The organism is Comamonas halotolerans, from assembly GCF_030162935.1.
Classification (GTDB): domain Bacteria; phylum Pseudomonadota; class Gammaproteobacteria; order Burkholderiales; family Burkholderiaceae_C; genus Comamonas; species Comamonas halotolerans.
In genome coordinates this window covers 386,417-413,057 of the sequence record NZ_JASAUZ010000023.1, presented here as the reverse complement: position 1 = coordinate 413,057, position 26,641 = coordinate 386,417, and the positions used below count along the sequence as shown (strand labels likewise).

23 protein-coding genes are annotated in these 26,641 nt (G+C 56.0%); 19 read left to right on the top strand and 4 right to left on the bottom strand.

Annotated elements, in window-relative coordinates; all coding sequences use genetic code 11:
- Positions 1-23 precede the first annotated feature (23 nt).
- Positions 24-1,163 (bottom strand): FAD-dependent monooxygenase, encoded by a 1,140-nt coding sequence (locus QEP11_RS12545; RefSeq protein WP_284336973.1) that lies wholly within the window; start codon positions 1,161-1,163, stop codon positions 24-26.
- A 108-nt stretch (positions 1,164-1,271) separates the two neighbouring features.
- Between QEP11_RS12545 and QEP11_RS12540 the strand changes: the two genes are divergently transcribed.
- From QEP11_RS12540 to QEP11_RS12515, 6 genes are all read left to right on the top strand, one after another.
- Positions 1,272-2,162, top strand: a complete 891-nt coding sequence (locus QEP11_RS12540; RefSeq protein ID WP_284336972.1) for an MOSC domain-containing protein — start codon at positions 1,272-1,274, stop codon at positions 2,160-2,162.
- A 50-nt stretch (positions 2,163-2,212) separates the two neighbouring features.
- Positions 2,213-2,512 carry a hypothetical protein gene (locus tag QEP11_RS12535; RefSeq protein WP_284336971.1) on the top strand — a complete coding sequence of 100 codons (300 nt, stop codon included), beginning with the start codon at positions 2,213-2,215 and terminating at the stop codon, positions 2,510-2,512.
- A gap of 287 nt (positions 2,513-2,799) precedes the next feature.
- Positions 2,800-3,894: a redox-regulated ATPase YchF gene (gene ychF / locus QEP11_RS12530; protein WP_284336970.1), complete on the top strand. Its 1,095-nt coding sequence runs from the start codon at positions 2,800-2,802 to the stop codon at positions 3,892-3,894.
- Position 3,895: 1 nt separating this feature from the next.
- Positions 3,896-4,822 carry an NUDIX hydrolase gene (locus tag QEP11_RS12525; protein WP_284336969.1) on the top strand — a complete coding sequence of 309 codons (927 nt, stop codon included), beginning with the start codon at positions 3,896-3,898 and terminating at the stop codon, positions 4,820-4,822.
- A gap of 85 nt (positions 4,823-4,907) precedes the next feature.
- Positions 4,908-5,789 carry a carboxylating nicotinate-nucleotide diphosphorylase gene (nadC, locus tag QEP11_RS12520; RefSeq protein WP_284336968.1) on the top strand — a complete coding sequence of 294 codons (882 nt, stop codon included), beginning with the start codon at positions 4,908-4,910 and terminating at the stop codon, positions 5,787-5,789.
- The gene (locus QEP11_RS12515; RefSeq protein ID WP_284336967.1) at positions 5,782-6,777 is read left to right on the top strand and encodes a tripartite tricarboxylate transporter substrate binding protein; all 996 of its coding nucleotides are present in this window, start codon (positions 5,782-5,784) and stop codon (positions 6,775-6,777) included. The genes nadC and QEP11_RS12515 overlap by 8 nt, the downstream gene beginning before the upstream one ends.
- A gap of 33 nt (positions 6,778-6,810) precedes the next feature.
- Here QEP11_RS12515 and QEP11_RS12510 read toward each other — a convergent pair whose 3' ends face one another.
- Complete coding sequence (locus tag QEP11_RS12510; RefSeq protein WP_413788725.1) at positions 6,811-7,335, bottom strand: YqaA family protein; 525 nt, start codon at positions 7,333-7,335, stop codon at positions 6,811-6,813.
- A 78-nt stretch (positions 7,336-7,413) separates the two neighbouring features.
- Here QEP11_RS12510 and QEP11_RS12505 point away from each other — a divergent pair, with 78 nt between their 5' ends.
- From QEP11_RS12505 to QEP11_RS12475, 7 genes are all read left to right on the top strand, one after another.
- The gene (locus tag QEP11_RS12505) at positions 7,414-7,956 is read left to right on the top strand and encodes a M15 family metallopeptidase domain-containing protein (protein WP_284336966.1); all 543 of its coding nucleotides are present in this window, start codon (positions 7,414-7,416) and stop codon (positions 7,954-7,956) included.
- A 136-nt stretch (positions 7,957-8,092) separates the two neighbouring features.
- Positions 8,093-9,148 (top strand): tRNA dihydrouridine synthase DusB, encoded by a 1,056-nt coding sequence (dusB, locus tag QEP11_RS12500; RefSeq protein WP_284336965.1) that lies wholly within the window; start codon positions 8,093-8,095, stop codon positions 9,146-9,148.
- Positions 9,145-9,393 (top strand): helix-turn-helix domain-containing protein, encoded by a 249-nt coding sequence (locus QEP11_RS12495; RefSeq protein WP_284336964.1) that lies wholly within the window; start codon positions 9,145-9,147, stop codon positions 9,391-9,393. The genes dusB and QEP11_RS12495 overlap by 4 nt, the downstream gene beginning before the upstream one ends.
- An 83-nt stretch (positions 9,394-9,476) precedes the next feature.
- Entirely contained in the window at positions 9,477-11,075 is a 1,599-nt protein-coding gene (purH, locus tag QEP11_RS12490; RefSeq protein WP_284336963.1) for a bifunctional phosphoribosylaminoimidazolecarboxamide formyltransferase/IMP cyclohydrolase, read from the top strand.
- A gap of 229 nt (positions 11,076-11,304) precedes the next feature.
- Positions 11,305-11,754, top strand: a complete 450-nt coding sequence (locus QEP11_RS12485; RefSeq protein WP_284336962.1) for a c-type cytochrome — start codon at positions 11,305-11,307, stop codon at positions 11,752-11,754.
- 296 nt (positions 11,755-12,050) lie between these two features.
- On the top strand, positions 12,051-13,526 hold the full coding sequence (locus tag QEP11_RS12480; RefSeq protein ID WP_284336961.1) for an amino acid permease: 1,476 nt from the start codon (positions 12,051-12,053) through the stop codon (positions 13,524-13,526).
- A gap of 105 nt (positions 13,527-13,631) precedes the next feature.
- Positions 13,632-14,237: a DNA-3-methyladenine glycosylase I gene (locus QEP11_RS12475; RefSeq protein ID WP_284336960.1), complete on the top strand. Its 606-nt coding sequence runs from the start codon at positions 13,632-13,634 to the stop codon at positions 14,235-14,237.
- Positions 14,238-14,292: 55 nt separating this feature from the next.
- On the opposite strand, the gene hemL is transcribed toward QEP11_RS12475, so the two are convergent.
- Complete coding sequence (hemL, locus tag QEP11_RS12470; RefSeq protein ID WP_284336959.1) at positions 14,293-15,597, bottom strand: glutamate-1-semialdehyde 2,1-aminomutase; 1,305 nt, start codon at positions 15,595-15,597, stop codon at positions 14,293-14,295.
- Positions 15,581-16,495 (bottom strand): bifunctional hydroxymethylpyrimidine kinase/phosphomethylpyrimidine kinase, encoded by a 915-nt coding sequence (gene thiD, locus QEP11_RS12465; protein ID WP_284337039.1) that lies wholly within the window; start codon positions 16,493-16,495, stop codon positions 15,581-15,583. The genes hemL and thiD overlap by 17 nt, the downstream gene beginning before the upstream one ends.
- A gap of 189 nt (positions 16,496-16,684) precedes the next feature.
- On the opposite strand from thiD, the gene QEP11_RS12460 reads away from it, so the two are divergent.
- From QEP11_RS12460 to QEP11_RS12435, 6 genes are all read left to right on the top strand, one after another.
- Positions 16,685-16,837 carry a rubredoxin gene (locus QEP11_RS12460; RefSeq protein WP_284337038.1) on the top strand — a complete coding sequence of 51 codons (153 nt, stop codon included), beginning with the start codon at positions 16,685-16,687 and terminating at the stop codon, positions 16,835-16,837.
- A 63-nt stretch (positions 16,838-16,900) separates the two neighbouring features.
- Positions 16,901-17,299, top strand: a complete 399-nt coding sequence (locus QEP11_RS12455; RefSeq protein WP_284336958.1) for a response regulator — start codon at positions 16,901-16,903, stop codon at positions 17,297-17,299.
- Positions 17,300-17,324: 25 nt separating this feature from the next.
- Positions 17,325-17,696: a response regulator gene (locus QEP11_RS12450; protein ID WP_284336957.1), complete on the top strand. Its 372-nt coding sequence runs from the start codon at positions 17,325-17,327 to the stop codon at positions 17,694-17,696.
- Between the two features lie 15 nt (positions 17,697-17,711).
- Positions 17,712-18,254: a chemotaxis protein CheW gene (locus QEP11_RS12445; protein WP_284336956.1), complete on the top strand. Its 543-nt coding sequence runs from the start codon at positions 17,712-17,714 to the stop codon at positions 18,252-18,254.
- Between the two features lie 24 nt (positions 18,255-18,278).
- Positions 18,279-20,519, top strand: a complete 2,241-nt coding sequence (locus QEP11_RS12440) for a methyl-accepting chemotaxis protein (RefSeq protein WP_284336955.1) — start codon at positions 18,279-18,281, stop codon at positions 20,517-20,519.
- A gap of 55 nt (positions 20,520-20,574) precedes the next feature.
- On the top strand, positions 20,575-26,451 hold the full coding sequence (locus tag QEP11_RS12435; protein ID WP_284336954.1) for a hybrid sensor histidine kinase/response regulator: 5,877 nt from the start codon (positions 20,575-20,577) through the stop codon (positions 26,449-26,451).
- Positions 26,452-26,641 lie beyond the last annotated feature (190 nt).

Sequence of the window (26,641 nt, the reverse complement as noted above, 5' to 3'; positions counted from 1 at the left end):
CCTTGGCATGAATAGGCTTAGGCTTAACGCTCCAGGCCCATGGCCTGGCGGGCGGCCCAGTCCTTGATGGGGCCGCTGCGCTCAAAACTGCGCAAGCCAAAGTTTCTGAGCGCCTGTAAGGGCGCTTCAGAACGGCTGAAGAGTTGCTGCAGCCCATCCATGGCCAGTCCTAATGGAGCCAGGCCTGCTTTGCGCTCTCGCTCATAGCGGCGCAGCAGCTTCAAGTCTCCCGTGCTGCGCCATTCGTCACGTGCCTGCAGAATGCGGGAAAGGGCTTGCACGTCGGCCAAGCCAATGTTCAGCCCCTGGCCTGCAAGTGGGTGCACATTGTGAGCTGCATCACCTGCCAGCACCCAACTGTTGGGTGTACGCGATTCAGAGGTGCCAGGCAAAGGCCCGCACCAGCGCTTGGCAATGGCTTGCTGCAGTGGCCACGACATGCGAGGTCCTTGCAATGTCAGTTGCCCCAAACTGCCTTGGCTGATGTCCATCAGGGCTTGTATGAATGTGGCCTCATCGGTGTTCTTCCAGTGGTCGGCATCCGCCTGTGCAACCGACCACACCACAGCGACACTGTGACCGTTCTCACCATCAATGGGAAGGAGCGCCAGAATCCCTTGTGGAGAAAACCACTGGCGTGCCACCTGGCCATGAGGCTGTTCGCAATCCAAGCGTGTGGCAATTGCGTGCTGTCCATAAGGAGTGATATCAAACTCCACGCCCAACTCTGAGCGGGTAGCGCTGGCACGACCTTCGCAGATGGCAGTCAGCGGTGCTTGCACGGGGGACTGCACGACTTCGACCTGTGGCTGGTAGCGCACGGCCTCGGCCAAGCGTTGCTCCAGTGCAGGAACATCAACAATCCATGCCAGCGCATCTACGCCTTGGGCGCCTGCATCAAAGTGCACGCTGCCATCCACATCACCATGCACTTCCATGTGTTTGACCGGCGTGGCGTGCTGTTCATCGGGCCAAGTACGCAAAGATTCCAGCAGTTGCTTGGAGTTGGTGTTGAGTGCATAGGCTCTGATATCGGTCGGCATGGCGGCCGAGAGTGGCGTTGCCACCAAAGCCACGCGCAGGCGCTCGCGCGCCAGTAAAAGTGCCAGGGTGCGGCCGACAATGCCGGCTCCGCGGATACATACATCAAAGGTTTGCGCCATGTTTCGCATTGTAGGAGGGCTGGCAGCAGCCGTTGGGAAGGACGGCTTCCCCAAATCAAGAGTGTTGCAGATGACACAAAGACAAAGTCATCGCGTCACAATAAGCGCATGACAGTCTTTTCCATCGATCAAGCGGATGTCACGGGCACCATTGGCGCACTGTGGGTGTTTCCTATCAAGTCCTGTGCAGGCATCGCTGTGCAGGAGGCAAAGTTGCTGCCTACCGGGCTGGAGTGGGATCGTGCCTGGATGGTAGTGGACCCGGAAGGCGTGTTTATCACCCAGCGTGAAGTTGCACAGATGGCTTTGGTGCAACCCCATCTGGATCTTGCTGCTGGTTTGCTGAGATTGAGTTTTCCCGGACTGAGTGATTTGGCTGTGCCATTGAAACTGCCATTCATGGCGCAAGCGCCGCAAATCGCCGTGCAGGTATGGAATAGCCAGCTCGAGGCTTGGGATATGGGGCAGCAAGCCGCTCAGTGGTTCAGCCTGGCATTGCAGCGTGAGTGCCGTCTGGTTCGCTTCGACCCTGCGCAGCAACGGCTGTCGAACACCAAGTGGACCGGCGGGATCAAGGCGCCTAATCAATTTGCCGACGGCTATCCCCTGCTGGTGACGACCAGCTCTGCCTTCGAAGCCCTGAATGCAAGGTTGCAGGCTCAGGGCCATATTGCGGTGGATGGGCTGCGTTTTCGTGCCAACATCGTGCTCGACGGGCTGGCCGAGCATGAAGAAGACTTTATAGAGACGGTTTGGATCGAAGCGCAGGAGCCTGTGGCTATCCGGCTGGGCAAGCCTTGCTCACGTTGCCCCATCCCCAATATTGATCCGCGCACGGCGCAGTCTAGCCCGGAGGTCGGGCACACCATTGCCCAGTACCGCCAGGATGCACGTCTCAATGGTGCTATCACCTTCGGCATGAACGCTGTGGTTGCGCAAGGTGCGGGTCAGTTGCTGCGTGTGGGCCAAGTTGTAGGCGGGCAACTAAAATTTGACTAACGCTGGGCGTGTTTCGTTAAGATGCCGATCAATTTTGGAGGAGTTGACTTATGAAATACATGCTGTTGGCCGCAACTGCTGCTCTGGCCTTGGCTGGATGTGCCACCCAGACAGATCCCATGATGAGAGATGCGGCACCTTATGTAGCCACGCCTGACTATGAACATGCACTGGTGTGCGACACACGCTACGATGACTTGAGAAAGTGTGAAGCCACCATCAAGCAGTTGTGCGGTAACCGAGGCTTCCTTGACCTGCGTATCCGTCCATTGCGTGAGCCAGGCAGCAGTGTGGACAGCTCAACCCATCGCTTGTTGCAACTGCAGTGCAAACCACGCGCAGCGAAATAAATTCTCTATTTTTGAGTTCAAGCAGGCCAGCCCCTTTTCTTGGGGCTGCCTGCTTTTTGCTTTGCAGTCATCTGAAAAAAACCTGGCAATCTGCTGCGCGCCAGCAGAGATTTGCTGATCATTACAATCAGCATAGTTTTTCGTGACTTTACGAGCACCAAATCCTGCTTTGGCAGAGCGCTAGTTGTCACACCTCTTCAGAATACCGAATACGCCGGAATGCGGATCGGGCACTTCGGCCACGCGGGTGCGGTGCCTGGTAGTGCATTGATACACAAGGATTTTCCATGAGCCTCAAATGCGGCATCGTGGGCCTGCCCAACGTTGGCAAGTCCACCCTTTTCAACGCGCTGACCAAGGCTGGCATCGCCGCCGAGAACTATCCCTTCTGCACGATTGAACCCAACACGGGCGTAGTGGAAGTGCCTGATCCACGCCTGAATCAGCTGGCCGAAATCATTTCGCCTGAACGCATTGTTCCTGCCATTGTGGAGTTTGTGGACATTGCGGGTTTGGTGGCCGGTGCATCCAAGGGCGAGGGCCTGGGCAACCAGTTCTTGGCGCACATCCGCGAAACTGATGCCATCGTGAACGTGGTGCGTTGCTTTGAAGACCCCAACGTGATCCACGTGGCCGGTCGTGTGGATCCGATTGCGGACATCGAAGTCATTCAGACCGAATTGTGTCTGGCTGATCTGGCTACGGTGGAGAAGGCGCTGAACCGCTACTCCAAGGCGGCCAAGTCAGGCAATGACAAGGAAGCAGCCAAGCTGGTGTCTTTGCTCACGCCCATTCAGGAGGCGCTCAATGAAGGCAAGCCTGCCCGCGTGGTGCCTGTTTCCAAGGAAGATGCGCCGCTGCTCAAGCCTTTCTGCCTGATCACTGCCAAGCCCGCCATGTTTGTGGGTAACGTGGCCGAAGATGGCTTTGAAAACAACCCCCTGCTGGATCGCTTGAAGGAATATGCCGATGCCCAGGGCGCTCCCGTGGTGGCCATTTGCGCCAAGATTGAAGCGGAAATGTCCGAAATGGAAGATGAAGACCGCGATATGTTCCTGCAGGAGCTGGGCTTGGAAGAACCTGGACTGAACCGGCTGATCCGTGCCGGCTTCAAGCTGCTGGGTCTGCAGACCTACTTCACCGCAGGTGTCAAGGAGGTGCGCGCCTGGACAGTGCGTGTAGGGGCTACCGCCCCCCAGGCGGCTGGCGTGATTCACGGTGACTTTGAGCGCGGCTTTATCCGCGCGCAAACCATTGCATTTGAAGATTTCATTGCCTTCAAGGGTGAGCAGGGGGCCAAGGACGCTGGCAAGATGCGCGCGGAAGGCAAGGAATATATCGTCAAGGATGGCGATGTGATGAACTTCTTGTTCAACGTCTAAATTGAATCAGGCCCACGACACCGCTTTGCATGCAGAACTGGTGGCCGTCCTGGTGGCGGTCAGTCAGGGAGTGCCTCGGGTGCTCACCACCCAGTGTGGGCAAGCTTTGCCTGCAGGGCCGTTTCAAATGGTGCATCGCTCACTGCAAGCGGGCTTAAGGGCCTGGGTGGAGAGCCAGACCCAGCATTCGCTGGGTTATGTCGAGCAGCTTTACACCTTTGCAGATCGTGAGCGCACGGAAGCTGCTCATGTGCTGTCCATCAGCTATCTGGGCCTCACGTGTGAGCCTGAACAAAGCCCGCAAGGGGCAACCAGCTGGCAGGACTGGTACAGCTACTTTCCTTGGGAAGACTGGCGTCATGGTGCGCCTGAGGTGTTGGAGGCGGCCATACTGCCGCATCTGAAGGCTTGGGTGAGCGAGTCTGCCCATCCTGCGTTGAAGAAGGCCCGGCAAGCGCGCCTGGCAGTGAACTTTGGTGTGGATGGTCAAGCCTGGAACGAAGACTTGGTGTTGCAGCGCTATGAATTGCTTTTCGAGGCAGGTTTGATTGAGGAAGCACAGCGCCGTGGAATTTCTTTGCGTGCCCAGGTTCCAGGGCTGTCCATGCGACACGATCACCGTCGGATTCTGGCCACCGGCATGGCCCGGCTGCGTGCCAAGATCAAATACCGTCCCGTGGTGTACGAGCTGATGCCACCAGAATTTACACTTTTGCAATTGCAGCAGACCGTTGAAGCCTTGGCTGGACGTGACTTGCATAAGCAGAATTTCCGGCGTTTGATCGAGCAACAGGCGTTGGTTGAGGAAACCGGCCAGATGACTGCCGGAGCGGCAGGTCGTCCTGCCAAGCTGTTTCGCTTTCGCAGCGATGTGCTTCAAGAGCGGGCGACTGCAGGCACCAAGCTTCCGTTGGCGCGTGGGGCTTGACAGGTGGTTATACTCATTGTTAGCATAAAGAGGTGTATCTCATTCACCGAGGCGCTCTCTTTTTTTTGCCTATAAAATACTCAAAATGAGCATAAATAAATCGACTGAGACAAATTTTCGTTTGCCCGTTCCCGCTCTGCCTGACGTGATGCTTCAGCCTTTGGTACAGATGGCATTGCTGGAAGATTTGGGACGTGCAGGAGATTTGACTACTGACACCATCGTGCCCGTTGATACAAAGGCGCAGTTGCGCTTGGTAGCACGCCAGGAAGGGGTGCTGGCAGGGCTGGATCTTGCCCGCCTGGCATTCCATGCCTTGGATCCACATGTGCAGTTTAAGGCACAACTGCGAGATGGGGCAGACTTATTCCCGGGGGCAGAGATTGCATGCATTCGCGGCAGTGCGCGCGCCATTTTGTCGGCAGAGCGTGTTGCGCTCAATTATTTGTGTCACCTCAGCGGCGTGGCCAGCGCTACGGCTTCGATTGCCCGTGCCATTGCACCCTATGACGCACGTGTCACCTGCACTCGCAAAACCATGCCCGGCCTGCGAGTGGTGCAAAAGTACGCTGTGCGCGTCGGGGGCGGCAGCAATCACCGCTTTGGTCTGGATGATGCGGTACTCATCAAGGACAACCACATTGCGCTGGCCGGTGGCGTGGAGCAGGCCGTGCAGCGAGCGCGTACGGGCGTGGGGCATATGGTCAAGATCGAGCTGGAAGTTGACAACTTGCAGCAGTTGGAGGTGGCGCTGAAATTGGGGGTGGATGTAGTGCTGCTGGACAATATGGCATTGGATGATTTGCGCACGGCGGTGGCTATGTGCAGGGGAAAAGCCATCACCGAAGCATCGGGTCGCATCACACCAGATACTGCTCCAGAAGTGGCAGCAACCGGCGTGGATCAGATTGCCGTAGGCTGGCTGACACACAGCGCTCGCGTATTGGACATCGGCCTTGATGCGTAAAAGTCACCGATTCATCCAAAGCTTGGCGGCAGCATGGCTTGCGAGCATGCTGCTGGCTTGTGGAAACCACAAAGCCGGGGACCCGTTGTTGCCGTTTGCTACCCGTCAACCGTTGCGCATTGTGGTCACCTTTCCACCGGGCGGAGGCACGGACTGGCTGGCTCGCAAGTTGGGCGCGGAGTTGCAAAGCCAGTTGGGGGTGCCCGTGGTAGTGGACAACAAGCCAGGGGCCAGCGGCAATATTGGGGCCAAGATAGTGGCCGATGCCCCGGCTGACGGGCATACCTTGTTGATGGTCAATAGCTCGTTTGCCATCAATCCTGGTGTATTCAGCAGCATGGATTTTGATCCGAAGCATGACTTTACTGGGGTCATTAACGTGGGCTATGTGCCTTCGGTGTTCGTGGTTCCCCAGCAGTCCTCTTGGCAGAGCCTGTCGCAGGCGCTGGATGCAGCTCGCGCTCAACCAGCTTTGCCATTTGCTTCATGTGGCAATGGTACGCCGCAACACTTGGCTGGTGAGATGCTCGCCAAGGCACAAGCAGTCAGCCTGCAGCAAGTGCCATACAAAGGCTGCGGTCCGGCATTGGCTGCTGTATTGGGAAATCAGGTGCCGTTGGCAGTGCTCACTGCCAGCAGTGCTGCGCCCTTGGTGCATACAGGAAAGCTGCGTGCTTTGGCGGTGACCTCCGCCGGGCGTTCCGAATTGCTGCCTCAGGTGCCCAGCGTGGCAGAACAGGGCGTGACCGGTTATGCCGTTGACCAGTGGCATGGCTTGCTGGTGCCTGCTGCCACTCCACGTGCGACGGTGCAGCAATTGAACCGCGTGATACGCGAAATACTGGGCAGACCTGCAGTGGCGCAAGCTATTAAAGAGCAGGGTTTTGCCCTGGATGGTGGCTCTGCCCAAGATTTTCAGGACATGGTGCATGCAGATATCGCACGCTATGCGAAGGTCACGCAGTCCATTGGCCTGAAAGTCGACTGAAGCAACAAAACATGATTTGTGTTGCAGAGGGCGTCAATGAGGCAAGGCCCAGATAATGACAGTGGTCATGACCAGATAGCGCAGAAATTTGCCTATGGCCATATAAAACAGACAGGGCCAGAAAGGCAGCTTCAGCCAGCCTGCAACGGCACATAGTGGGTCGCCCACAATGGGAAGCCAGCTGAGCAGGCAGGTCTTTGCGCCCCAGCGCCGTAGCCAAACACGGGCTTTGCGTTCGGTGCGTGAGAGTTCGCGTGGAGGTTTCTGCCCCTCGGCGATCGGCAAGCCTTGTCTACTTCGCTCGCGTGCAAGATTCCAGGCTTTGTGAGCGCCCAATCCCATCCACCAGCTGATGCCACCACCCACGGTATTGCCTGCTGTGGCGGTCAAAATGGCAGGCCAGAATAGTTCGGGATTGAGCTGCAGCAAGCCAACAACGGCAGGCTCTGACCCCAAAGGCAACAAGGTGGCAGACACCAGTGCCACAACAAACAAGGTGCTCAGCCCGAATTGGGGAAGAGCCAGCCATTGCAAAATTTCTTGAATCCACGCTTCCATGGGCGCAGTGTAGGTGCTCGTCTGCTATCGGCTGGCAGAGGCTTGCCCTAAGCTGGGGGTATGAACATCGCATTTGCAATGAGTAAGAGAGTGAAGCAGCAAGTCGGTAAAGCGCTTTTGGTGTCGCTGACCATGGTTTCCAGTGCTCTGGCGGAGGGTGGAAAACTTCCTGCGTCTGCACAGGAGCGCCTTATTGAGGCCGAATGTCAGCTTTTGATGGATGCGCCCCATGCACGCCGCGCCCTGCAAATGGCGAAAGTGATGATTCAGTCGCAAGGCATGCGACTGGTGGTAGATGGCTGTCCCTATGTGCACACGAGTGCAGGCCATATGCAGCAGGTCATGGATGTTCATGTGCTGGTGGTTGACAGTGAGACAGCCTCCGATTTTGTGCGTGGCCCTTTGGCTGATGGTGAGGAAGTGGATATGGGTGCTGCTCATATCCCACCCCCAGCAGCGCTTTCAGCGGCGCTACAAGATACTTCAGGGGGCGCGACAGAGGACGTTTCGCCCGATGTAGAGTTCAACCGCACCTGGCTGGCAGGCGTAATGCGCGGACGTGGCTGGGTTCCGGTACCAGGCCATTGGTGGGCCTTTGTTCCTGCCGCCGTCAACTGGTAAGTGAGACGCGATTAGGACTTGGCGTTTTACCTGATTCTTTGCTAGTGTCTTTGTAGCGTCTGGGTGTGCTTATTTTTTGGGCAGCTACAATAGAAAGCTTTCCCGCTTCTTGCTCCTTGTCCCGTTTAGGCCTTTCATGACTGTGCTGCGCATTGGTCAGCATTCGCTGGCGAATAACCTGTTTGTTGCTCCCATGGCGGGTGTGACAGATCGGCCGTTCCGCCAGCTGTGCAAGGCATTGGGAGCCGGTTATGCGGTCAGTGAGATGGTGACATCGCGCAAGGACTTGTGGAACAGTCTCAAGACCAGCCGTCGTGCCAATCATGCGGGTGAGCCTGGACCGATTTCGGTACAAATCGCGGGCACGGATGCGCCTATGATGGCTGAGGCCGCCATCTACAACATTGAGCGCGGTGCACAGATCATCGACATCAACATGGGTTGTCCGGCCAAAAAGGTGTGCAATAAGTGGGCGGGTTCCGCTCTGATGCAAAACGAGCCTTTGGCGGTGGAGATTGCCCATGCAGTGGTTGAGGCGGCTCGGCCTTTCAACGTTCCTGTGACCTTGAAAATGCGCACTGGCTGGTGCGATGCCGAAAAGAATGCCGTCAAGCTGGCGATGCAATTTGAAGACGTGGGCATTCAAATGCTCACGGTGCATGGCCGCACGCGTGAGCAGGGCTACAAAGGCTTTGCAGAGTACGACACCATCGCCGCAGTCAAACAGGCTGTGCAGGTGCCAGTAGTGGCCAATGGTGACATTACGAGCCCTGAAAAAGCGCGAGATGTACTGGCCTATACCGGTGCGGATGCCGTGATGGTGGGCAGGGCTGCGCAAGGGCGCCCCTGGATTTTCCGTGAGATCGCTCACTTTCTGGCGACGGGCACACACATGGCGCCACCCTTGGTGTCTGAGTTGCGCGCCTTGCTGCTTGAGCATTTGCAAGACCATTACAGCCTGTATGGGGAGCTGACCGGAGTGCGCAGTGCGCGCAAACACATTGCCTGGTATTTGCGTGCTTTGCCTGGCGGGGAAACCTTTCGTAAACATATCAACACCATCGAAGACTGCCAAGTGCAGTGGCAGGCCGTGGCTGACTATTTGGAGCAGCTGGGCCAGCAGATGGAGCGTCTGCCACTAACCACTGGGGCGGCAGATGCAGAGCTAGAAATTGAGGAATTGGCTGCATGAGCACCCAAGCACAAGACAACCAAAGTATTGAGGAATGCGTTCGCGCCAGTCTGGAGAGCTATTTCCGGGATCTGGGGGGCGAGACACCCAGCAATATGTATGACATGTTGCTGCGACTGGTCGAGAAACCACTGCTCGACGTAGTCATGCACCAGTCAGACAACAACCAGTCGCGTGCTGCGCAGTGGCTGGGTCTGAATCGCAACACCTTACGCAAGAAGCTGCTTGAGCATGACATGCTCTGAGCGCGCAGCATTCTTTTTTTGATAGCTGTCAGCGCTTGCAAGGTAGGCGCTGAGTAACGATTTCATCATTATTGAGTTGCACCATGAAAGCACTGCTCTCTGTTTCCGACAAAACCGGCATCGTTGAATTCGCGCAAGCCTTGCACGCCATGGGCGTGCAATTGCTGTCTACCGGTGGCACTGCCAAGCTGCTGGCTGAGAAGGGTCTGCCTGTAACGGAGGTGGCGGAAGTCACCAAATTCCCAGAAATGCTCGATGGTCGTGTCAAGACACTGCACCCCATGGTGCATGGTGGTCTGCTGGCACGCCGTGACTTCCCTGAGCATATGGCTGCTTTGAAGGAGCACGGGATTGAGACCATTGATCTGCTGGTTGTGAATCTGTACCCCTTTGAAGCCACAGTGGCCAAGGCTGGCTGCACGTTGGCTGATGCCATCGAGAACATCGATATTGGTGGTCCCGCCATGGTGCGCTCTGCTGCCAAGAACTGGAAAGATGTGGGCGTTGTGACAGCTGCCGACCAGTACGAGAAGGTGCTGGCCGAGTTGAAGACCCATGGCAAGCTCTCCAATAAGCTGCGTTTCGAGCTGTCGGTGGCAGCGTTCAATCGCATCAGCCAGTATGACGGTGCCATCAGCGACTATCTGTCTTCCGTGAAGTTTGAAGACGAAAAACTGAGTGAATCGTACGTGCCTGAGCGTGCGGCATTCCCCGGCCAGAGCAATGCACAGTTCGTCAAGATTCAGGATCTGCGCTACGGTGAAAACAGCCACCAGCAAGCAGCCTGGTACCGCGATTTGTACCCTGCGCCGGGTTCGCTGGCTACCGGTGAACAGCTGCAAGGCAAGGAGCTGAGCTACAACAACATTGCCGATGCTGATGCGGCCTGGGAATGCGTCAAGAGCTTTGACGCGCCCGCCTGCGTGATTGTCAAGCATGCCAACCCTTGTGGCGTGGCCGTTGGCGCCAATGCCTTTGAAGCCTATTCCAAGGCATTCCAGACTGATCCCACCAGTGCCTTTGGCGGCATCATCGCCTTCAACCGCCCTGTGGACAAGGCAGCAGCAGAAGCCGTTTCCAAGCAGTTTGTTGAAGTGCTGATGGCGCCTGAGTTCAGTGCTGAAGCGCTGGAAATCTTCAAGGCCAAGGTCAATGTGCGTCTGATGAAGATTGCCCTGCCTGCCGGTGGTGAAACCGACTGGGCCAATGGTCGCAATGCGGTGGAGTCCAAGCGTGTGGGCTCCGGCATTTTGCTGCAGACTGCGGACAACCATGAGCTGCAACTGGCTGATCTGAAGGTGGTGACCATCAAGCAACCTACGCCTGAAGAGCTGCAAGATCTGCTGTTTGCCTGGAAGGTGGCCAAGTTCGTCAAGTCCAACGCCATCGTGTTCTGCAAGAACGGCATGACCATGGGCGTGGGCGCAGGCCAGATGTCGCGCCTGGACTCGGCACGCATTGCTTCCATCAAGGCAGAGGCTGCCAAGCTGACGCTGCAGAACACCGTTGTGGCTTCGGATGCTTTCTTCCCCTTCCGTGATGGTTTGGACGTGGTGGTGGATGCGGGCGCGACCTGCGTGGCACAGCCTGGTGGCTCCATGCGTGACCAGGAGGTCATTGACGCGGCCAACGAGCGTGGTGTCGCCATGGTGTTCACCGGCGTGCGTCACTTCCGTCACTGATAGGAGACAGCGCAGTTCATACCTGACGCGTTGTGTCCATCCTTGCTCGTAGCGCTGCTACTTTTCTCCGGATCGACATTTCGCCTCAGAGCAACCCATTCAGTGATGGGCTGTGCGGGCGGCGTTGTCTTGGAAGCCCTTGCTTGCGTCAGGTTGGGCAAGGCAATGCACACTCGGCATGGATGTTTCGGCTCCATGCCGATTTTGTTTGTGAAAAGGATGTTTCTCCATGCAGGATTACGACGACGAGCCGGTACAGCGTCCGAAGTGGCTCGGCTGGCTCATCATCATCGGCATGATTTTGGTGGTGCTGGGTTTGCTGAATTTGGGCGTGCGACTGTACATTGGCACACCATCAGACCAGAAAGCAGCTAAGACGGTGGCACAGTTGGCGCAACTGCACCCCGAGTTGGTTCAAGGCAAGGCGTGGCTGGATGCCAGCGATTGCATGCGCTGTCATGGTATTGACAGCAAATTTGTGGGTCCAGGATTTGTACAAATTGCTGATCGTTACCGGGATCAGACACAGGCACAGGCATATATCGCGCAAAAAATTCGTGAGGGCAGTGTCGGTGTTTGGGGTAAGGTGATCATGCCGCGCCATCCACAAGTGACGCAGGAGCATGCAGAAGGCATGGCAGCATGGATTCTGGCCTTGCCTGCACAGACCAATAACTAGCAGTCTTTCGGATTCATGCAAAAAACGGATTTTCTCAGTGCGTCCGGGTTTTTGCGAATTTCTGATATTGCTTGCAGTTTATGGGCGTTAACTATCCTTTGGACGCATTCTTTTTCAGTTGCTTGTGTCGCTAACTTCAATGCTTAAACCGCGCAGAAACTGGCTCGAGAAACAAACACGTATTCAGGTGTAAGCACAAGCTTGCTGCTGCCTGTACGCGTAATCCCTATTCTTATGCCTTTGAAACTAGATGGCTGCCAACGCGGACTGCGTTGGCGGACTGCAAAAGGGTTTGAATGCAGTGGTTACGAACTAAAACTGTCGCACAGGCACTGGCCGATGCGGACGAGCAAGGGCGCCAGCTCAAACGTACGCTGGGCACTTTCGATTTGATCATCATGGGCATGGCTGTGGCAGTCGGTGCGGGCATTTTTTCGGTAGGTGCTCGCGCAGCTGGCACTTTTGCCGGGCCAGCCGTGATCTTCTCCTTCATCATTGCTGCGTTTACGTGTGCGCTGGCCATCATGTGCTATGCGGAGTTTGCATCCAATGTACCAGTCACAGGCAGTGCCTATACCTACACCTACCTCACCATGGGAGAGGGACTGGCATGGATCATTGGCTGGAATCTGCTGCTTGAAATGATTTCTGCGGCAGCTGTGATTGCCAAGTATTGGGGCATTTACTTGTCTACCGTGTTTGCCACTGCGGGATGGGATATTCCACAAACCATTCAGTTCGCAGGTGTGACGCTGAACTGGGGACCATTCTTTATCGTCAGCGTCTTCACCTTGCTGTTGATGGCTGGCACCAAAGAGTCGGCCAAGGTGAACAACTTCTTTACCTTGATCAAAATTGCCATCACGCTGTTTGTAATTGTGGTGGGCTTCAGCTATATGAACACCGATAACTTTTCGCCTTTTATACCGGCTGCTCAACCACCCGTTGCTGCACACGGTGTGAGCGGTGATGTCTGGGGCCAGCCCATGCTGGCCTGGCTGTTTGGAGCAGCGCCCAGTCAGTATGGGTGGCTGGGCGTGATTTCCGGGGCATCACTGGTGTTCTTTGCCTTCCTGGGCTTTGACATCGTGGCGACTTCTGCCGAAGAGGTGAAAGACCCGCAACGCACTTTGCCGCGCGGCATTCTGGGTGGATTGGCGCTGGTGACGGTGCTGTACATCCTGGTCACACTGGCGCTGACCGGCATGGTGCCATACACCGAATTGGCGAAGGCGGAGAATCCATCGCTGGCCACCGCATTCATTGCTGTAGGCGCGGACTGGGCGGCGCAGATCATCTCCATCGGCGTACTGGTGGGCATGACCACCGTGGTCATGGTGCTGTTGATGGGCAGTGCCCGTGTGCTGCTGGCTCTGTGCCGTGACGGCTTGCTACCGCGCAACTGGGGTGTGACCTCCAGGACGCGGAAAACACCTGTGCGTCTGCAAATCGTTGTAGGCGTTGTGGTGGCATTGATGGCGGGATTCACCAATGTGGAGGCGCTGGAAGAGATGATCAACATCGGCACCTTGTCGGCGTTTGTGCTGGTCAGCGTTGGCGTGTTGGTGCTGCGCAGAAAGAATCCCCAGGGTAGCGGCTATCGTGTGCCATTCGCCCCGGTTCTGCCCGCACTGTCTGCAGTATTGTGCGTGTACCTGATGATGAATCTCACTACGCTGACTTGGGTTCGTTTTCTGGGCTGGATGGCACTGGGTGTCTTGGTCTACGCTGCTTACGGCATGCGACATTCACGTTTGGCGAAAGTTTCTTGAACAGTACCTTTAACGCGACAATCGGGTGATCTCCGACCCGGTGTTCAAGCAGCACCGAGATTTTTATGCCTGCTTTGCTCTACAGTGGCAGACAAGGAGTTTTGCATGATCCCAATCGCGACAGGCCCTGATGGGCAGATGCGCTGCGCATGGTGCTTAGGCAGCGAGCGCTACATTCACTATCATGACCATGAATGGGGATTCCCGGTCCGCGATGATCGCAGGTTGTTTGAAAAGATCAGCCTGGAGGCGTTTCAGTCGGGCTTGAGCTGGTACACCATCTTGCAAAAGCGTGAAAACTTTCGTGCAGCCTTTTCAAACTTCGACTTCCACAAAGTAGCTCAGTTCGGGGAAGCAGACGTGCAGCGCCTGCTGCAAGACACAGGCATTGTGCGCCACCGTGGAAAGATTGAAGCGGTAATCCACAATGCGGGTAAAGCGCAGGAAATGGTGGCACGGGAGGGGTCGCTAGAGGCTTTCTTCTGGAGCTTTGCACCTGCACGACCCAGCGAAGGCTTGCAAGTGATGGCTCAAACACCTGAATCCCAGGCCCTTGCCAAGGAACTTAAAAAACGTGGGTGGAAGTTTGTCGGTCCCACCACCTGCTACGCTTTCATGCAGTCCATGGGCATGGTCAATGACCACGCGCCTGAGTGTGTAGTGCGTGCTGGTGTGGATGCAGCGAAAAAAGAATTTCAACATCCACAATAAATCAAGCCCCGCAAGCATCTAGCGTGCGGGGCTTGATCAGCGTCCAAAACAGTGCTTACAGTGTCTTGAACACTTCGCGTGCTGCTTCAATGGTGCGGTCAATATCGGCTTCGGTATGTGCGGCACTCACGAACCCGGCTTCATACAGAGCGGGTGCAAAGTAGTGGCCTCGTGACAGCATGCCATGGTAGAACTTGTTGAACAGGGCGCCGTCGGTTTTCATGACCGCGTGGTAGCTGCTAGGCAGCTCTGGCAGCAGGTAAAAGCCGAACAGACCACCTTGCCAGTCGATGCTGAATGGAATGCCTGCCTCATCAGCTTCCGCCTTCAGGCCTTGCATCAGGTGACCGGTCTTCAAATGCAGCTCTGAATGGAATCCAGGTTGGCCGATCAGCTCCAGTGTCTTCAATCCACATGCCGTGGCGATCGGATTGCCTGAAAGCGTCCCAGCCTGGTAGACCGGGCCCAGGGGTGAAAGCTTTTCCATGATTTCACGGCGGCCACCAAAAGCTGCCATGGGCATGCCACCACCAATGACCTTGCCCATCACGGTCAGATCAGGTTCAAAGCCATCAATTTCCTTGGCATACAGGCTTTGCGCGCAGCCAAGAGCCACTCGGAAGCCAGTCATGACTTCGTCGTAGATCATCAAGGCGCCATACTCTTTGGTCAGTTCGCGGATGCGGCGGGTGAATTCCACAGACGCACGCACAAAGTTCATGTTGCCAGCAATGGGTTCCATGATGACACAGGCAACTTCATGCCCTATCTTGGCAAAAGCTTCTTCCAGCTGGGCGATATCGTTGTATTCCAGCACGATAGTGTCTTTAACCACATCTGCAGGCACGCCGGCGGATGAAGATGCGCCAAAGGTAGCCAGGCCCGAGCCAGCTTTGACCAGCAGCGAGTCGGCATGGCCGTGGTAGCAGCCATTGAACTTGATGATCTTGTTGCGGCCGGTGTAGCCACGTGCCAGACGCAGAGCGCTCATACCTGCTTCGGTGCCGGAGGAGACCATGCGCACCATTTCCATGGAAGGCACCAGCTCACGGATTTTTTCGGCGAGCACGACTTCGCGCTCCGTTGGCGCTCCGAAGCTGAAACCTTCCAGGACGGCTGCTTGCACGGCTTGCAGCACTTCGGGGTGGCCGTGGCCCAGGATCATGGGACCCCAGGAGCCGATGTAGTCCACAAACTGCTGGTCATTGGTGTCCCAGAAGTAGGGGCCTTGGGCGCGTTTCACAAAACGGGGGATACCACCGACGGCATTGAAAGCACGGACAGGTGAGTTCACACCACCTGGGATAACGCCTTTGGCGCGCTCGAACAATGGTTGATTGAGATCAGTGTTTTGTGTCATGGGAAGGCATCACAAAGCCCTCAAGGGGCGGTTGATTCTCCTCGGGGGAGGGAATAGTGGACGGTGTTGACTCGGTATCTTCGCCGCTTTCGCTAGTTTCGACACCTTCTTCAGGCTGCGCCCAGAACATGCGGTCGGGTATGAGCTGTCCCATGCCGGGGCGAAAGCCGCTGCCCAGGCTGCGGTCCAGATAATCCAGCGCTTCCTGCGCCGCTGCTCCAAGATCATTGCCAGCGGCGAGCAGGGCTGTGAGCGCTGCGGACAAAGTGTCGCCCGCGCCATTGAAGCTGCCGTCAAACAGTTCAAATTTGCTGCTACCTATAACGGTTTCGGTCGATGCAAGGACGTTGTCGATATGTTGCTCGGCCAGTGGAATACCTGTGACAAGCACAAAGGGCACATCCAGCGTTTCAGCCGCTTTGGCAATGTCACGCGCGGTAGGAGCACGGCTGTGGCTCCAGTCAGGAAGGAGCCATCGGCTGAGTGTGCCGTGGTTACCAACCAACACAGAAGTTTGAGGCATGACAAGAGCTTGGAAGGCATCCAGATATTCTTCGAGACCATCACCTTGCCACCAGGACAGATCCGGCATGTAACTGACGATAGGAATGTCCGGGTAATCGCTCGCCAGTTCGGCAATGGCAGCCAGGTTGGCAGGGCTGCCCGCAAAGCCGACTTTGATGGCGCGTACAGGAATGTCTTCCAGCACCGTGCGTGCTTGATCGGTGAGGGTTTCATCATCGATGGCCGTGTGTGAAAACACATGGCTAGTGTCTCTGACGACTACGCCTGTGACGACAGCCACGGGATGGCCGCCAACTGAAGCAATGGTAGTGATGTCCGCTGTCAGACCGCCTGCTCCGCTAGGGTCGCAAGCGTTGAAACACATCACACACATGGGCTGCGCGAGAACGGTTTCAGAGCTGTTGTCGGGGGTGTTATTTGCAGTTGGAACTGCTGGGGGCTGAAATGCCATGCGTTGTCCCAATGACCGCCGCTCTGTCAAGAGGGGGAAGGTAGGTGCCTAGATACAATCGTTGCATTCTATTGGATGCGACTTTAAGCTGTGACTGACCCTAAAACTTGGATGTGTTTGATTTGTGGCTGGATGTATGACGAATCAGTGGGAGACCCTGAACACGGCATACCGGCAGGGACTCGTTGGGAGGATGTGCCAGATGATTGGACGTGCCCCGAATGTGCTGTAAGCAAGTCAGACTTTGAGATGGTCGAGATTTGAGAGGGAGACAGGTGCTGCACAGCCCTGTCGGGGGATTTTTTATAACCCAAGGGGCATTTCAAATTGAGTACAGCAGGAGCATCTTTCAAAGTGTTGGTGGTGGACGATAGCAACACCATACGACGAAGTGCCGAGATTTTTCTCAAGCAAGGCGGCCACGAAGTGCTGCTTGCAGAAGATGGCTTTGATGCACTGGCGAAGGTGAACGACTTTCAGCCACAGCTTATCTTCTGCGATATCTTGATGCCGAAGCTAGACGGCTATCAGACCTGCGCCATCATCAAGCGCAACGCCCATTTCTCTGACACGCCCATTGTCATGCTTTCCTCCAAGGATGGCGTTTTTGACAAGGCCCGCGGACGCATGGTTGGCTGTCAGGAGTACCTCACCAAGCCATTTACAAAAGATCAGCTGTTGCAAGCTGTGCAGCAGTTTGGACGGATGGCTGCGGCGGTTAATTGAATTGAAAAAACGAGAGGAGAGGGCCATGACCATTCAAAAGGTTCTGGTAGTGGACGACTCGAAAACAGAGTTGATGTATTTAACTGGCTTGCTGCAAAAGCAAGGCTATCAGGTACGTACTGCGGAAAATGCCCAAGAAGCAATGGCGCGTCTGAGTGAAGAAAAACCGGATCTCATCTTGATGGATGTAGTGATGCCGGGGCAGAACGGTTTTCAGCTTACACGAATCATCGCACGCGACACCAAATATGCGGGCGTACCCATCATCATGTGCACCAGTAAAAACCAGGAGACTGATCGGGTCTGGGGGTTGCGTCAAGGGGCGTGTGATTACATCACCAAACCGGTCGATCCCCATGAGCTGCAAGTCAAGATTGCCGCGTTGCAAAACACTTGAGTTGAGTGAGTAGCCATGGCAAATCGACAAGCGTTGCGTGAATTGCAGACTCGCCTGGCTGAGCGCTTACAAGCGGCGCGCACCAATCAGGTCCAAGGTGCGAGCTGGTTGGCGGTGCAAGCGGGGGCACGCAACTACTTACTACCTCTTGAGCAGGCTGGTGAAATCTTTGCTTGGCCCGGTGTGATGCATGTGCCGTATACCAAGGCCTGGTTCTGGGGGGTCGCCAATTTGCGTGGAGGTCTGACAGGCGTCGTAGATCTGAGCGCTTATCTCGGGCATCCCGTGGAGCGCAAAGAGCAGGCCTTGCACGAGCTGAGCCTGCTGACCATCAACCCTGCTTTGCAGGTGAACGTGGCATTGGTTGTGGATGAGTTGTTGGGTTTGCGTAGCAGCAATGACTTTATCTCAACAGCCCTTGAGGCAACGCAGGACGAGCAACCGTGCCTGCCGGGTATTGTCGGTGAACGTTATACCGATCGTGCAAATGCTGTGTGGCAGGTATTGCAGTTACAGCAGTTGGTGCAAACGCCGGAATTCCTAAGCATTCGCATCTGATCTTTTGATCCTTCGAGGTTGAGCATGTCCTTTGTCCAGCAGGTCAGCAATATTTTTCGCCGTAAATCCACTTCTTTAGATGAGAGCGTGGAAGTGGGTAGTGCGCAAGTAGACGACACTCCGCCGCAACCTCTAACTGCTGATACATTGCAAAGCGTGCAAGACACGGCATTGATGGATGAATTGCCAATGGAGCAAGGCCGCATCCATTTGCCTTTCATGGGGACGGCACCTGCTGCTTCCCACCAACGCCGGTTATTGACCCTGTTGGCCTTGGTCGTGGTGTTGCTGGCCATTGTTGCAGGCTGGGTGTTGCAGCAAGCAGACCGATCGGCCAAGCAACTGGCTGCCACAGGCCAGTCACTGATGCAGTCGCAACGTTTGGCGAAATCTGTGACTCAGGCTTTGCTGGGCAAAGAGCAAGCTTTCGTTGAATTGCAAAACAGTGCAAGTGTTTTGGGGCGCAATGTGCGTGCATTGACCCAAGGTGATGAAGAACTTGGCGTGCAAAGCTTGGATGCCTCTTTCTCAGATGAGTTGGGCGCAGTTAGCTCCTTGGCACAACGTGCTGAAAAGAACGCAAAGGCAGTTCTGGAGCAAAAAAACGTGTTGACGCAGGCTGGTGATGCCTTGCGTTCTATCAACCGCCAATCATCCAGCTTGCTGGAGTTGGCAGAGGCGGTTGCTAATTCCAAGTTGCAGCTTGGAGCCTCTTCGGCAGAAATTGCAGCCTCCAGCCAGTTGCTGATGCTGACTCAGCGCATTGGCAAGTCGGCCAATGAATTCCAGACAGTTGATGGCGTCAGCCCTGAGGCTGTGTTTTTGCTGGGGCGTGACCTGAACTCCTTCAAGGAGCTTGCCGAAGGGCTGCTCAACGGTAACGCAGAGCTGCGTTTGCCAGCGTCACGCGACTCACAGGTGCGTGAACAGCTGAAGATCATGCTGAAAGAGTATGAAGAAACCAGCACGCAAGCAACATCGATTTTGGGTAACTTGCAGGGCTTGGTTGCAGCTCGCGAAGCGCAAAACACCATTATTGGTGATAGTGAACCACTGCGTTCTCAGTTGGAGAACTTGCAGGAGAAGCTCTCCAGCCAAGCGGGTATTTCTTTGACTCAGATGGGCTTGTTGGTCTTTCTTGCGCTTCTCGTATTGGCGTGCGGCGTGGGCATTTCGCGCGTGCAATTGCTTGATAGTCGGCAGCGTCAAGTGCTGGCCGAGCAGCAGCAGCGCCTGGCACGCTATCAAGAGCAAGAAGCCAAGCGGGTCAACGATGCCAACCAAGCCGCTATTTTGCGCTTGATGAACGAGCTGCAAAATGTGGCCGAAGGTGATTTGACGCAAGAGGCAACGGTGACGGAAGACATTACTGGTGCCATTGCGGACTCGGTGAACTACACGGTTGAAGAGTTGCGACTGCTCGTGGGGAACGTGCAAAACACTGTGCAGCGCGTGTCTCAAACAACGACCCTGGTTGATACGACGTCGTCGGAACTGTTGGCTACTTCAGCAGAGCAGTTGCGTGAAATTCGTGAGACTGGCAAGTCGATTTTGGATATGGCCACCCGTATTAACGTGGTGTCCGAACAGGCCCAGGAATCCGCAACCGTGGCGCGCCAATCACTGCAAGCGGCAGAGCAAGGGCAGCAGGCGGTACAAAACACGATTGGCGGTATGAACGCTATTCGTGATCAGATCCAGGAAACGTCCAAACGCATCAAGCGACTGGGGGAATCTTCCCAGGAAATTGGTGAAATCACGGAACTGATTTCTGACATTACAGAACAGACCAACGTGCTGGCGCTGAATGCCGCCATTCAGGCCGCTTCGGCGGGTGAAGCAGGACGCGGCTTCTCGGTGGTTGCGGAAGAAGTGCAACGACTGGCGGAACGTTCAGCCGATGCCACACGGCAGATCTCGGCTCTGGTGAAGACCATTCAGACCGACACACAGGATGCGGTGGCTGCGATGGAGCGCTCGACACAAGGCGTGGTCGAGGGCGCACGGCTGTCTGACTCTGCAGGTACCGCACTGACGGAAATTGACAGCGTTTCACGCCGCCTGGCAGAACTTATTGAGCAGATCTCAAAGACTACACAAAGTGAAGCCGAGCTGGCCAACGCTGTAGCAGGCAATATTCAGCATATTTTTGCAGTGACCGAACAAACAGGAGATAGCACCCGCAGTACCGCAGAGCAAGTGCGAGATTTGGCGCACATGGCTGAAGAGCTGCGCCAGTCGGTATCTCGCTTCAAGATTGCTTGAGGCCAAGTTTTCGATTGCACTAAGAAATGCGGCTGAAACATGCCAAGGATGGACGATGTCACCCACTGAAGTCACTGCACCTGAGGGACAAGCCCCCTACGGGCAACAAGATTTAGGCCCATTGGCATGGGTGTTGGAAGAGTTGCGCAAATCACTGGATAGCGCCGTCAAAGCTACCCGTCGTTTCGTGCGTGAGGCTGAAGAGGTTCGTGAATCTGATCTGGCTGCATTGGATAGCAGTCCATTGCGTACAGCCAAGCAGCAGTTGCACCAGTCCAGTGGAGCGCTGGAGATGGTGGGGCTGCCGCAACCAGCGTTGCTGCTGCGCTCTATGGAAGCTGCGCTGCAGCATTACGTGCAAAAACCGGCAGATTGCACAGAGGCAGTGGCACAAACGCTGGAAAAAGCCAGCTTTGCCTTGCTGGAGTATCTGGAGTCGACCCTGGCGGGCAAGCATATTTCGGCAGTGGCCTTGTTTCCACAGTATCGCGATGTGCAGGCACTGTTTGGCAACGAAGGTAAGGTGCATCCGGCGGATTTGTGGCCCATCGAGCGCAGACTGCGTGATCCTGAGATACCTTTTCAGATCTCACCATTAAGCTATGACCAGGTGCCACGCAAGATGCTGGACGCGACGGTTTTGCAAATCGTCAAAGGACAAGATGTCGCAGCAGCCAGTGCTCGGATGTGCAGTGTATGCCTGGGGTATGCCATGGCTCAGACTGAGCCAGTCATGCGTATTTTCTGGAAAGTGGCTGGGGCGTATTTCGATGCCATGGCCCATGGCCTCATCCGCATCGACAACTACACCAAGCGCGTTGCATCACGTATCTTGATGGTGTCGGTAGCACTTGCAAAAAATGATCCGGTTGCGCCGGAGCGCTTGTTGCAGGACATGCTGTTTTTTTGTGCGCAAGCTGCCATTGGCAAGGATGCCGCCAAAGCAGCAAAAGTTTGGCAGGCGGTGTATAGCAGCTTTGACTTGCAGCGTCATAGCGTGGTCAATTACGAGCAAGCACGCTTTGGCCGCTTTGATCCTGCCTTGCTGGCACAGGCGCGCAAACGCATTGCTGCGGCGACAGAAATCTGGTCGAGCTTGGCCGGTGGTGATGCTCACAAGATCAAGCCTGCCGTAGATCAGTTCACATTGGTATGCGAGTCGCTCACCAAATTGCACCCTGACAGTGAAAGCCTGGCCAAAGCCCTGATGCAGGTGATGCACAGTGTGTCTTCGCGTGCTCATCCGCCATCCACAGAAGTAGCCATGGAAGTGGCAACTTCTGTGTTGTATTTGCAAGCGGCCTTTGCATCGCTGGAGATGGCTGATGAAGCCATGACGGAGCACTGCACCATATTGGCGAAACGGCTGGAGGCTGTCCTGTCTGGTGAAGCAGCGCAGCCCCTTGAGCCATGGATGGAGGATCTGTATCGCCAAATGAGCGATCAGCAGACCATGGGTAGCGTGGTGGGGGAGCTCAGAGGCACGCTCGCCGAAGCTGAGAAATTGTTGGACCAGTTTTTCCGCAACCCTGCGGACACATCCATGCTTGCTGCTGTGGCAGCGCATTTGGCACAAATGCGGGGTGTGCTCTCTGTGCTGGGGCTGGATCCGGCTTCGCAGGCCATGGTGCGCATGCGCCAGAACGTGGAACGCTTGCAGCAAGGCGATGTGCCCGAAGAAGAGCAGCAGGTGCTGTTCGAAAAAATGGGCAACAGCTTGGGAGCATTGGGCTTTTTGATCGACATGCTCAGCTACCAGCGCAACATGGCGCGCAAACTCTATGAGTTTGATGAGCAGGAAGGCGAGCTCAAGCTCTTGATGGGGCGTGTGCGCAGTAGTGATGCTGCTTCGGAAAAGACCGAGCAAGCAGAGACGCAGAAGCGCTTGGAGGAAATTGTCGAGCCGGCACTATTGGGTAGCCCGGTTATGTCTGCTGCTGATGCACACCAGCAGGAAACCGAGGTCAATGATGTCAGTGCTCAGGCCGAGCTGCCAGAGCCCCATCAGAGCTTGGGAGAGTGGGAAATTCCCGGGCAGCCCGCAGAGGTAGCGCAAGTGCCCGTTGCTGCATCTCCTGCTGCGCAGTTAGAGGCGCTGCCTGAAGACACCGACAGTGAGCTGCTGAGCATCTTCCTGGAAGAGGCCAGGGAAGTTGTGGTCAATGGGCGTGCTGCCTTGCAAGTGCTGGCGCAGGAGCCAGCAAATTTGAGCGAACAAACCGTGTTGCGACGTGCCTTTCATACGCTCAAAGGCAGTTCACGCATGGTTGGCTTGGACGAGTTTGGTCAGGCTGGGTGGGCCATGGAGCAGATGCTCAATGCCTGGCTGGCAGAACAAAAGGCTATGCCAGAGCCTATGCAGCAGCTTTCGCTGCAAGCTCTGCGCGGTTTTGAAGCCTGGGTGGAGGCGATTGATTCCAACGCTGCGCAGCAGTGGCAATCAGCGCCTTTCCGCGCCAGCGCAGACGCTATGCGCCTGGATAACCGTTTTGTGGCCTTGGATATGCAGGCTGTGCAAGGGGGGGCTGTGTCGGATGTGGCACAGCCGATTGCTGCGTTGCAGGAAGGTCAGCAACTGGCTGCAGAAGCTCTGTCACTGTCCGATGCAGGCGCCGTGCCTGCGGAGGTATCGGGCAAGGAGCCTGATGCGGATATTGCAGAGCTTTCACTGAGTACCGGTGCTGAAAACCAGGATGCTGCTTTTGACGAGCCATCCTCTGAAGGGGCAGAAGCGAAACCCCTGGAGCAAACAGTTACGCCTGCTGAGGCCGAAGAAATCAGTTTCGATGAGTTCTCGGCCTTGCTGGAAGGTGCGGGAGATGGAATTTCTGCACCGATTTTGCCGCCCGCAGATGAGGTGGGGTATGCAACTGCAGACATAACACCGCCTGTCACTGAGCAAGAAAGTCTGCCAGAGCCAGCTATCGCCGGGAACGGCGCTCTAGTGCCAGAGCTTCAGGCAGCAGAGTCAGAGGATGACATCAAACGTATTGGTGACTTGTCTGTACCGCTGGCTTTGTTCAATGTCTATCTGGGTGAAGCGGAAGGATGGTCTTACCGCCTGCTGGATGCGTTGACTGCGTGGCAGGAAAATGTGCACGAAGCACAGCCTGAGATGGTGGAGGTATGGGCACATTCATTGGCTGGCAGCTCAGCCACGGTGGGCTTCACAGCTCTGTCAGAGGTGGCGCGCAAACTGGAGCATGCGTTGCAGCATGTGGCGTCGCAACCTCAGGGCGTGCCAGAACAGGTGCAGTGCTTTGTCCGTGCCGCAGAAGAAATTCGTGGCTTGTTGCACCAGTTCGCTGCAGGCTTCCTGCACAGTGCTTCTCAGGAGGTACAGGCGGGCTTGCAGCAGATACTGGATACCGAACCCAGCTTCCCTGAAGCTGCTGATAAAGCGCAGCAGCCTGAGGTGGAAGACTTGATGATCAAGCCGGTGCCTGTGCCAATCGCAGTTATGCCGCAAGCTCAGGCCAATGTGCTTGATGCTGGCAAGGCAACGGTCCTGGGTGGCTCGGAGGATGATGATATTGATGCCGTCAATGTCATTGATCCCGACCTGTTCCCTATCTTTGAAGAAGAGGCAGCGGAGCTGTTGCCCACTTTGGGGGGCGCCATGCGTGAATGGGCGGCGCATCCCACTCGCCTGGAGGCTCGTAGTACTCTGTTGCGTGCCTTGCATACTCTCAAAGGCAGTGCACGGCTGGCTGGTGCCATGCGCATGGGGGAGATGGCGCATCGACTGGAGTCTGCAGTGCAGGCGCTGGAGGTTGACCGTGTAACCAGTGAGCAGATTGAGCCATTGTTCGCACGTCTGGATGCGCTTGAGGCAGGCTTCAATGTGCTGTGTGCTGCGGAAACACAGGATGAGCGTGAACCGGTGACGGCGGAGTCTTCCGGGGAGGCACTGACGCTGACGTCGGACGTTCAAACAACGCCGCAGTCCGAGGTGCCTGCTGCACCCAGTTTGGCGCCTGTGGCGTTGGCACCGGTTGATTTACCCAAATCTGCTTTGGCCGGAGCTGTGCGCCAGAGTGCACAGCAAACAGTGCGTGTGCGTTCGCAATTGCTGGATCGATTGATCAATGAGGCCGGTGAGGTGATGATTGCGCGCTCGCGTCTGGATGAGCGTGTGGACAGGATGAAGAGCACTTTGGCGGACTTGGGCCTCAACCTGGACAAGCTGCGTCTGCAATTGCGAGACCTCGAAGTACAGGCAGAGTCGCAGATGCAGTCGCGCATGCAGCTGTCCAAGGATGCAGGCACCGAATTCGATCCGCTGGAGTTTGACCGTTTCACCCGGGTCCAAGAGCTCACGCGCATGATGGCTGAGTCGGTCAATGACGTGGCGACAGTTCAACGCAATTTGCTGCGTGATGTTGCTGGTGCGGAAGACGACTTGGTGGCACAGGGGCGTCAAGCGCGCGACTTGCAGCGTGACCTGCTGCGCACACGCATGGTGGAATTCGACTCCATCTCTGAGCGCTTGTACGCGGTTGTGCGCCTGACCTCCAAAGAAACTGGCAAGCAAGTCACGCTGGGTTTGAGTGGCGGAACGATTGAAATGGACCGTGGTGTGCTTGAGCGCATGGTGCCCGCGTTTGAGCACTTGTTGCGTAACTGCGTGGATCATGGCATTGAACTGCCGGAGCAGCGCAAGGCTGCAGGTAAGACCCCCATGGGCAAGATCGATATTCAGGTGCACCAGGAAGGTAACGACGTTGCCGTGACCTTCAAGGACGATGGAGCAGGACTGAATGTCAGGCGTATTCGTGAAAAAGCGCTCTCGCTGGGACTGATTTCTGAGGATGAGCTTGTCGATTCAGCACGGGCTGCACAACTGGTGTTCATGCCCGGGTTTACGACTGCGCAGCAGTTGTCTGGCGTTTCTGGGCGTGGTATCGGTATGGACGTGGTGCGTACCGAAGTGCAGGCACTGGGAGGGCGTATCGAGACGGTGTCTGAGGAAGGCGTTGGCTCAACTTTCCGTTTGCTGCTGCCTCTGACCACAGCAGTGACGCAGGTGGTGATGTTGCGTGCGGGGGAGTTTTCTGTAGGCGTGTCCGCCAGTTTGGTGGAAGTGGTACGCCGCGTGAACTTGAAAGATTTGGAAGCAGCCTATCGCAGTGGTGTGCTTGAAGATGGCGGGCAGCGTATTCCATTCTTTTGGGCAGGAGCAGTGTGGAGCCAGTCATCCCGCAGTATTGAGGTGGGAGCAGGAAAAACCCGGCCAGTCATTATTTTTCGCAGCGCGTCGCAGCGTATTGCCCTACATGTGGACGAAGTCCTGGGACACCAGGAAGTGGTGGTCAAGCATCTGGGGCCGCAAATGTCGCGCCTCCCTGGGGTGACGGGCATGTCTGTGCTCGCTTCCGGAGCGGTGGTGCTGATTTATAACCCGGTAGCCCTGACAACAGTTTATGGTGAAAGAATTCGCCAGCTGGGTGCAGGCTTGCCAGCTATGTTTGACACGCTGGCGTCCGGCCAGCTATCGCCTGATGTAGCTGCGGCAGCACCTGTACCGGGCATGCTGGCAGCCAGCCAGGTACCGATGGTGATGGTTGTGGATGATTCCATCACCGTGCGCCGTGTCTCGCAGCGCCTGTTGCAGCGTGAAGGCTATCGTGTTGTCACGGCTGCCGATGGGCTGCAGGCGCTGGAGAAGCTGCAGGATGAACTGCCTTGTGTGGTGTTGTCAGACATTGAAATGCCACGCATGGATGGTTTTGACTTGCTGCGCAATATCCGTGCTCAGGAGCGCTTGCAGCATCTTCCTATCATCATGATCACTTCACGCACTGCGCAAAAGCATCGTGACCATGCGATGGAGCTGGGGGCGAATCACTATCTGGGTAAACCATACTCCGACGAAGCACTGATGGGATTGGTGCACCACTACGCGGTGGGTAAACCTTTGCCGGTGCAATAAGGCAGCAGTAGACGGAGCCTGAGGTGGCGCTTCTGGAAAAGAGAATAGTGCGCAGAGATCAATTAAGTTGTAGCTGAGAAAGATGTCGGAACTTAAGAACATCAAGTGCGGAAACTCTCTTTTTTAGAGCGTCTTATATGTGTCTATCACTCGGGGTAAATGCGCTATTGCAAACAGGCCGGTGGTTGCC

Excerpts from the sequence above, each read along its gene's own strand:
- QEP11_RS12535 (WP_284336971.1), top strand. The coding sequence starts at position 2,213 with ATGAAATACATGCTGTTGGCCGCAACTGCTGCTCTGGCCTTGGCTGGA.
- ychF (WP_284336970.1), top strand. The coding sequence starts at position 2,800 with ATGAGCCTCAAATGCGGCATCGTGGGCCTGCCCAACGTTGGCAAGTCC.
- QEP11_RS12505 (WP_284336966.1), top strand. The coding sequence starts at position 7,414 with ATGAGTAAGAGAGTGAAGCAGCAAGTCGGTAAAGCGCTTTTGGTGTCG.
- QEP11_RS12515 (WP_284336967.1), top strand. The coding sequence starts at position 5,782 with ATGCGTAAAAGTCACCGATTCATCCAAAGCTTGGCGGCAGCATGGCTT.
- dusB (WP_284336965.1), top strand. The coding sequence starts at position 8,093 with ATGACTGTGCTGCGCATTGGTCAGCATTCGCTGGCGAATAACCTGTTT.
- hemL (WP_284336959.1), bottom strand. The coding sequence starts at position 15,597 with ATGACACAAAACACTGATCTCAATCAACCATTGTTCGAGCGCGCCAAA.
- QEP11_RS12480 (WP_284336961.1), top strand. The coding sequence starts at position 12,051 with ATGCAGTGGTTACGAACTAAAACTGTCGCACAGGCACTGGCCGATGCG.
- QEP11_RS12510 (WP_413788725.1), bottom strand. The coding sequence starts at position 7,335 with ATGGAAGCGTGGATTCAAGAAATTTTGCAATGGCTGGCTCTTCCCCAA.
- QEP11_RS12450 (WP_284336957.1), top strand. The coding sequence starts at position 17,325 with ATGACCATTCAAAAGGTTCTGGTAGTGGACGACTCGAAAACAGAGTTG.
- QEP11_RS12460 (WP_284337038.1), top strand. The coding sequence starts at position 16,685 with ATGTGTTTGATTTGTGGCTGGATGTATGACGAATCAGTGGGAGACCCT.
- QEP11_RS12435 (WP_284336954.1), top strand. The coding sequence starts at position 20,575 with ATGTCACCCACTGAAGTCACTGCACCTGAGGGACAAGCCCCCTACGGG.
- QEP11_RS12540 (WP_284336972.1), top strand. The coding sequence starts at position 1,272 with ATGACAGTCTTTTCCATCGATCAAGCGGATGTCACGGGCACCATTGGC.
- nadC (WP_284336968.1), top strand. The coding sequence starts at position 4,908 with ATGAGCATAAATAAATCGACTGAGACAAATTTTCGTTTGCCCGTTCCC.
- QEP11_RS12545 (WP_284336973.1), bottom strand. The coding sequence starts at position 1,163 with ATGGCGCAAACCTTTGATGTATGTATCCGCGGAGCCGGCATTGTCGGC.
- thiD (WP_284337039.1), bottom strand. The coding sequence starts at position 16,495 with ATGTGTGTGATGTGTTTCAACGCTTGCGACCCTAGCGGAGCAGGCGGT.
- QEP11_RS12475 (WP_284336960.1), top strand. The coding sequence starts at position 13,632 with ATGATCCCAATCGCGACAGGCCCTGATGGGCAGATGCGCTGCGCATGG.
- purH (WP_284336963.1), top strand. The coding sequence starts at position 9,477 with ATGAAAGCACTGCTCTCTGTTTCCGACAAAACCGGCATCGTTGAATTC.
- QEP11_RS12445 (WP_284336956.1), top strand. The coding sequence starts at position 17,712 with ATGGCAAATCGACAAGCGTTGCGTGAATTGCAGACTCGCCTGGCTGAG.
- QEP11_RS12495 (WP_284336964.1), top strand. The coding sequence starts at position 9,145 with ATGAGCACCCAAGCACAAGACAACCAAAGTATTGAGGAATGCGTTCGC.
- QEP11_RS12440 (WP_284336955.1), top strand. The coding sequence starts at position 18,279 with ATGTCCTTTGTCCAGCAGGTCAGCAATATTTTTCGCCGTAAATCCACT.
- QEP11_RS12485 (WP_284336962.1), top strand. The coding sequence starts at position 11,305 with ATGCAGGATTACGACGACGAGCCGGTACAGCGTCCGAAGTGGCTCGGC.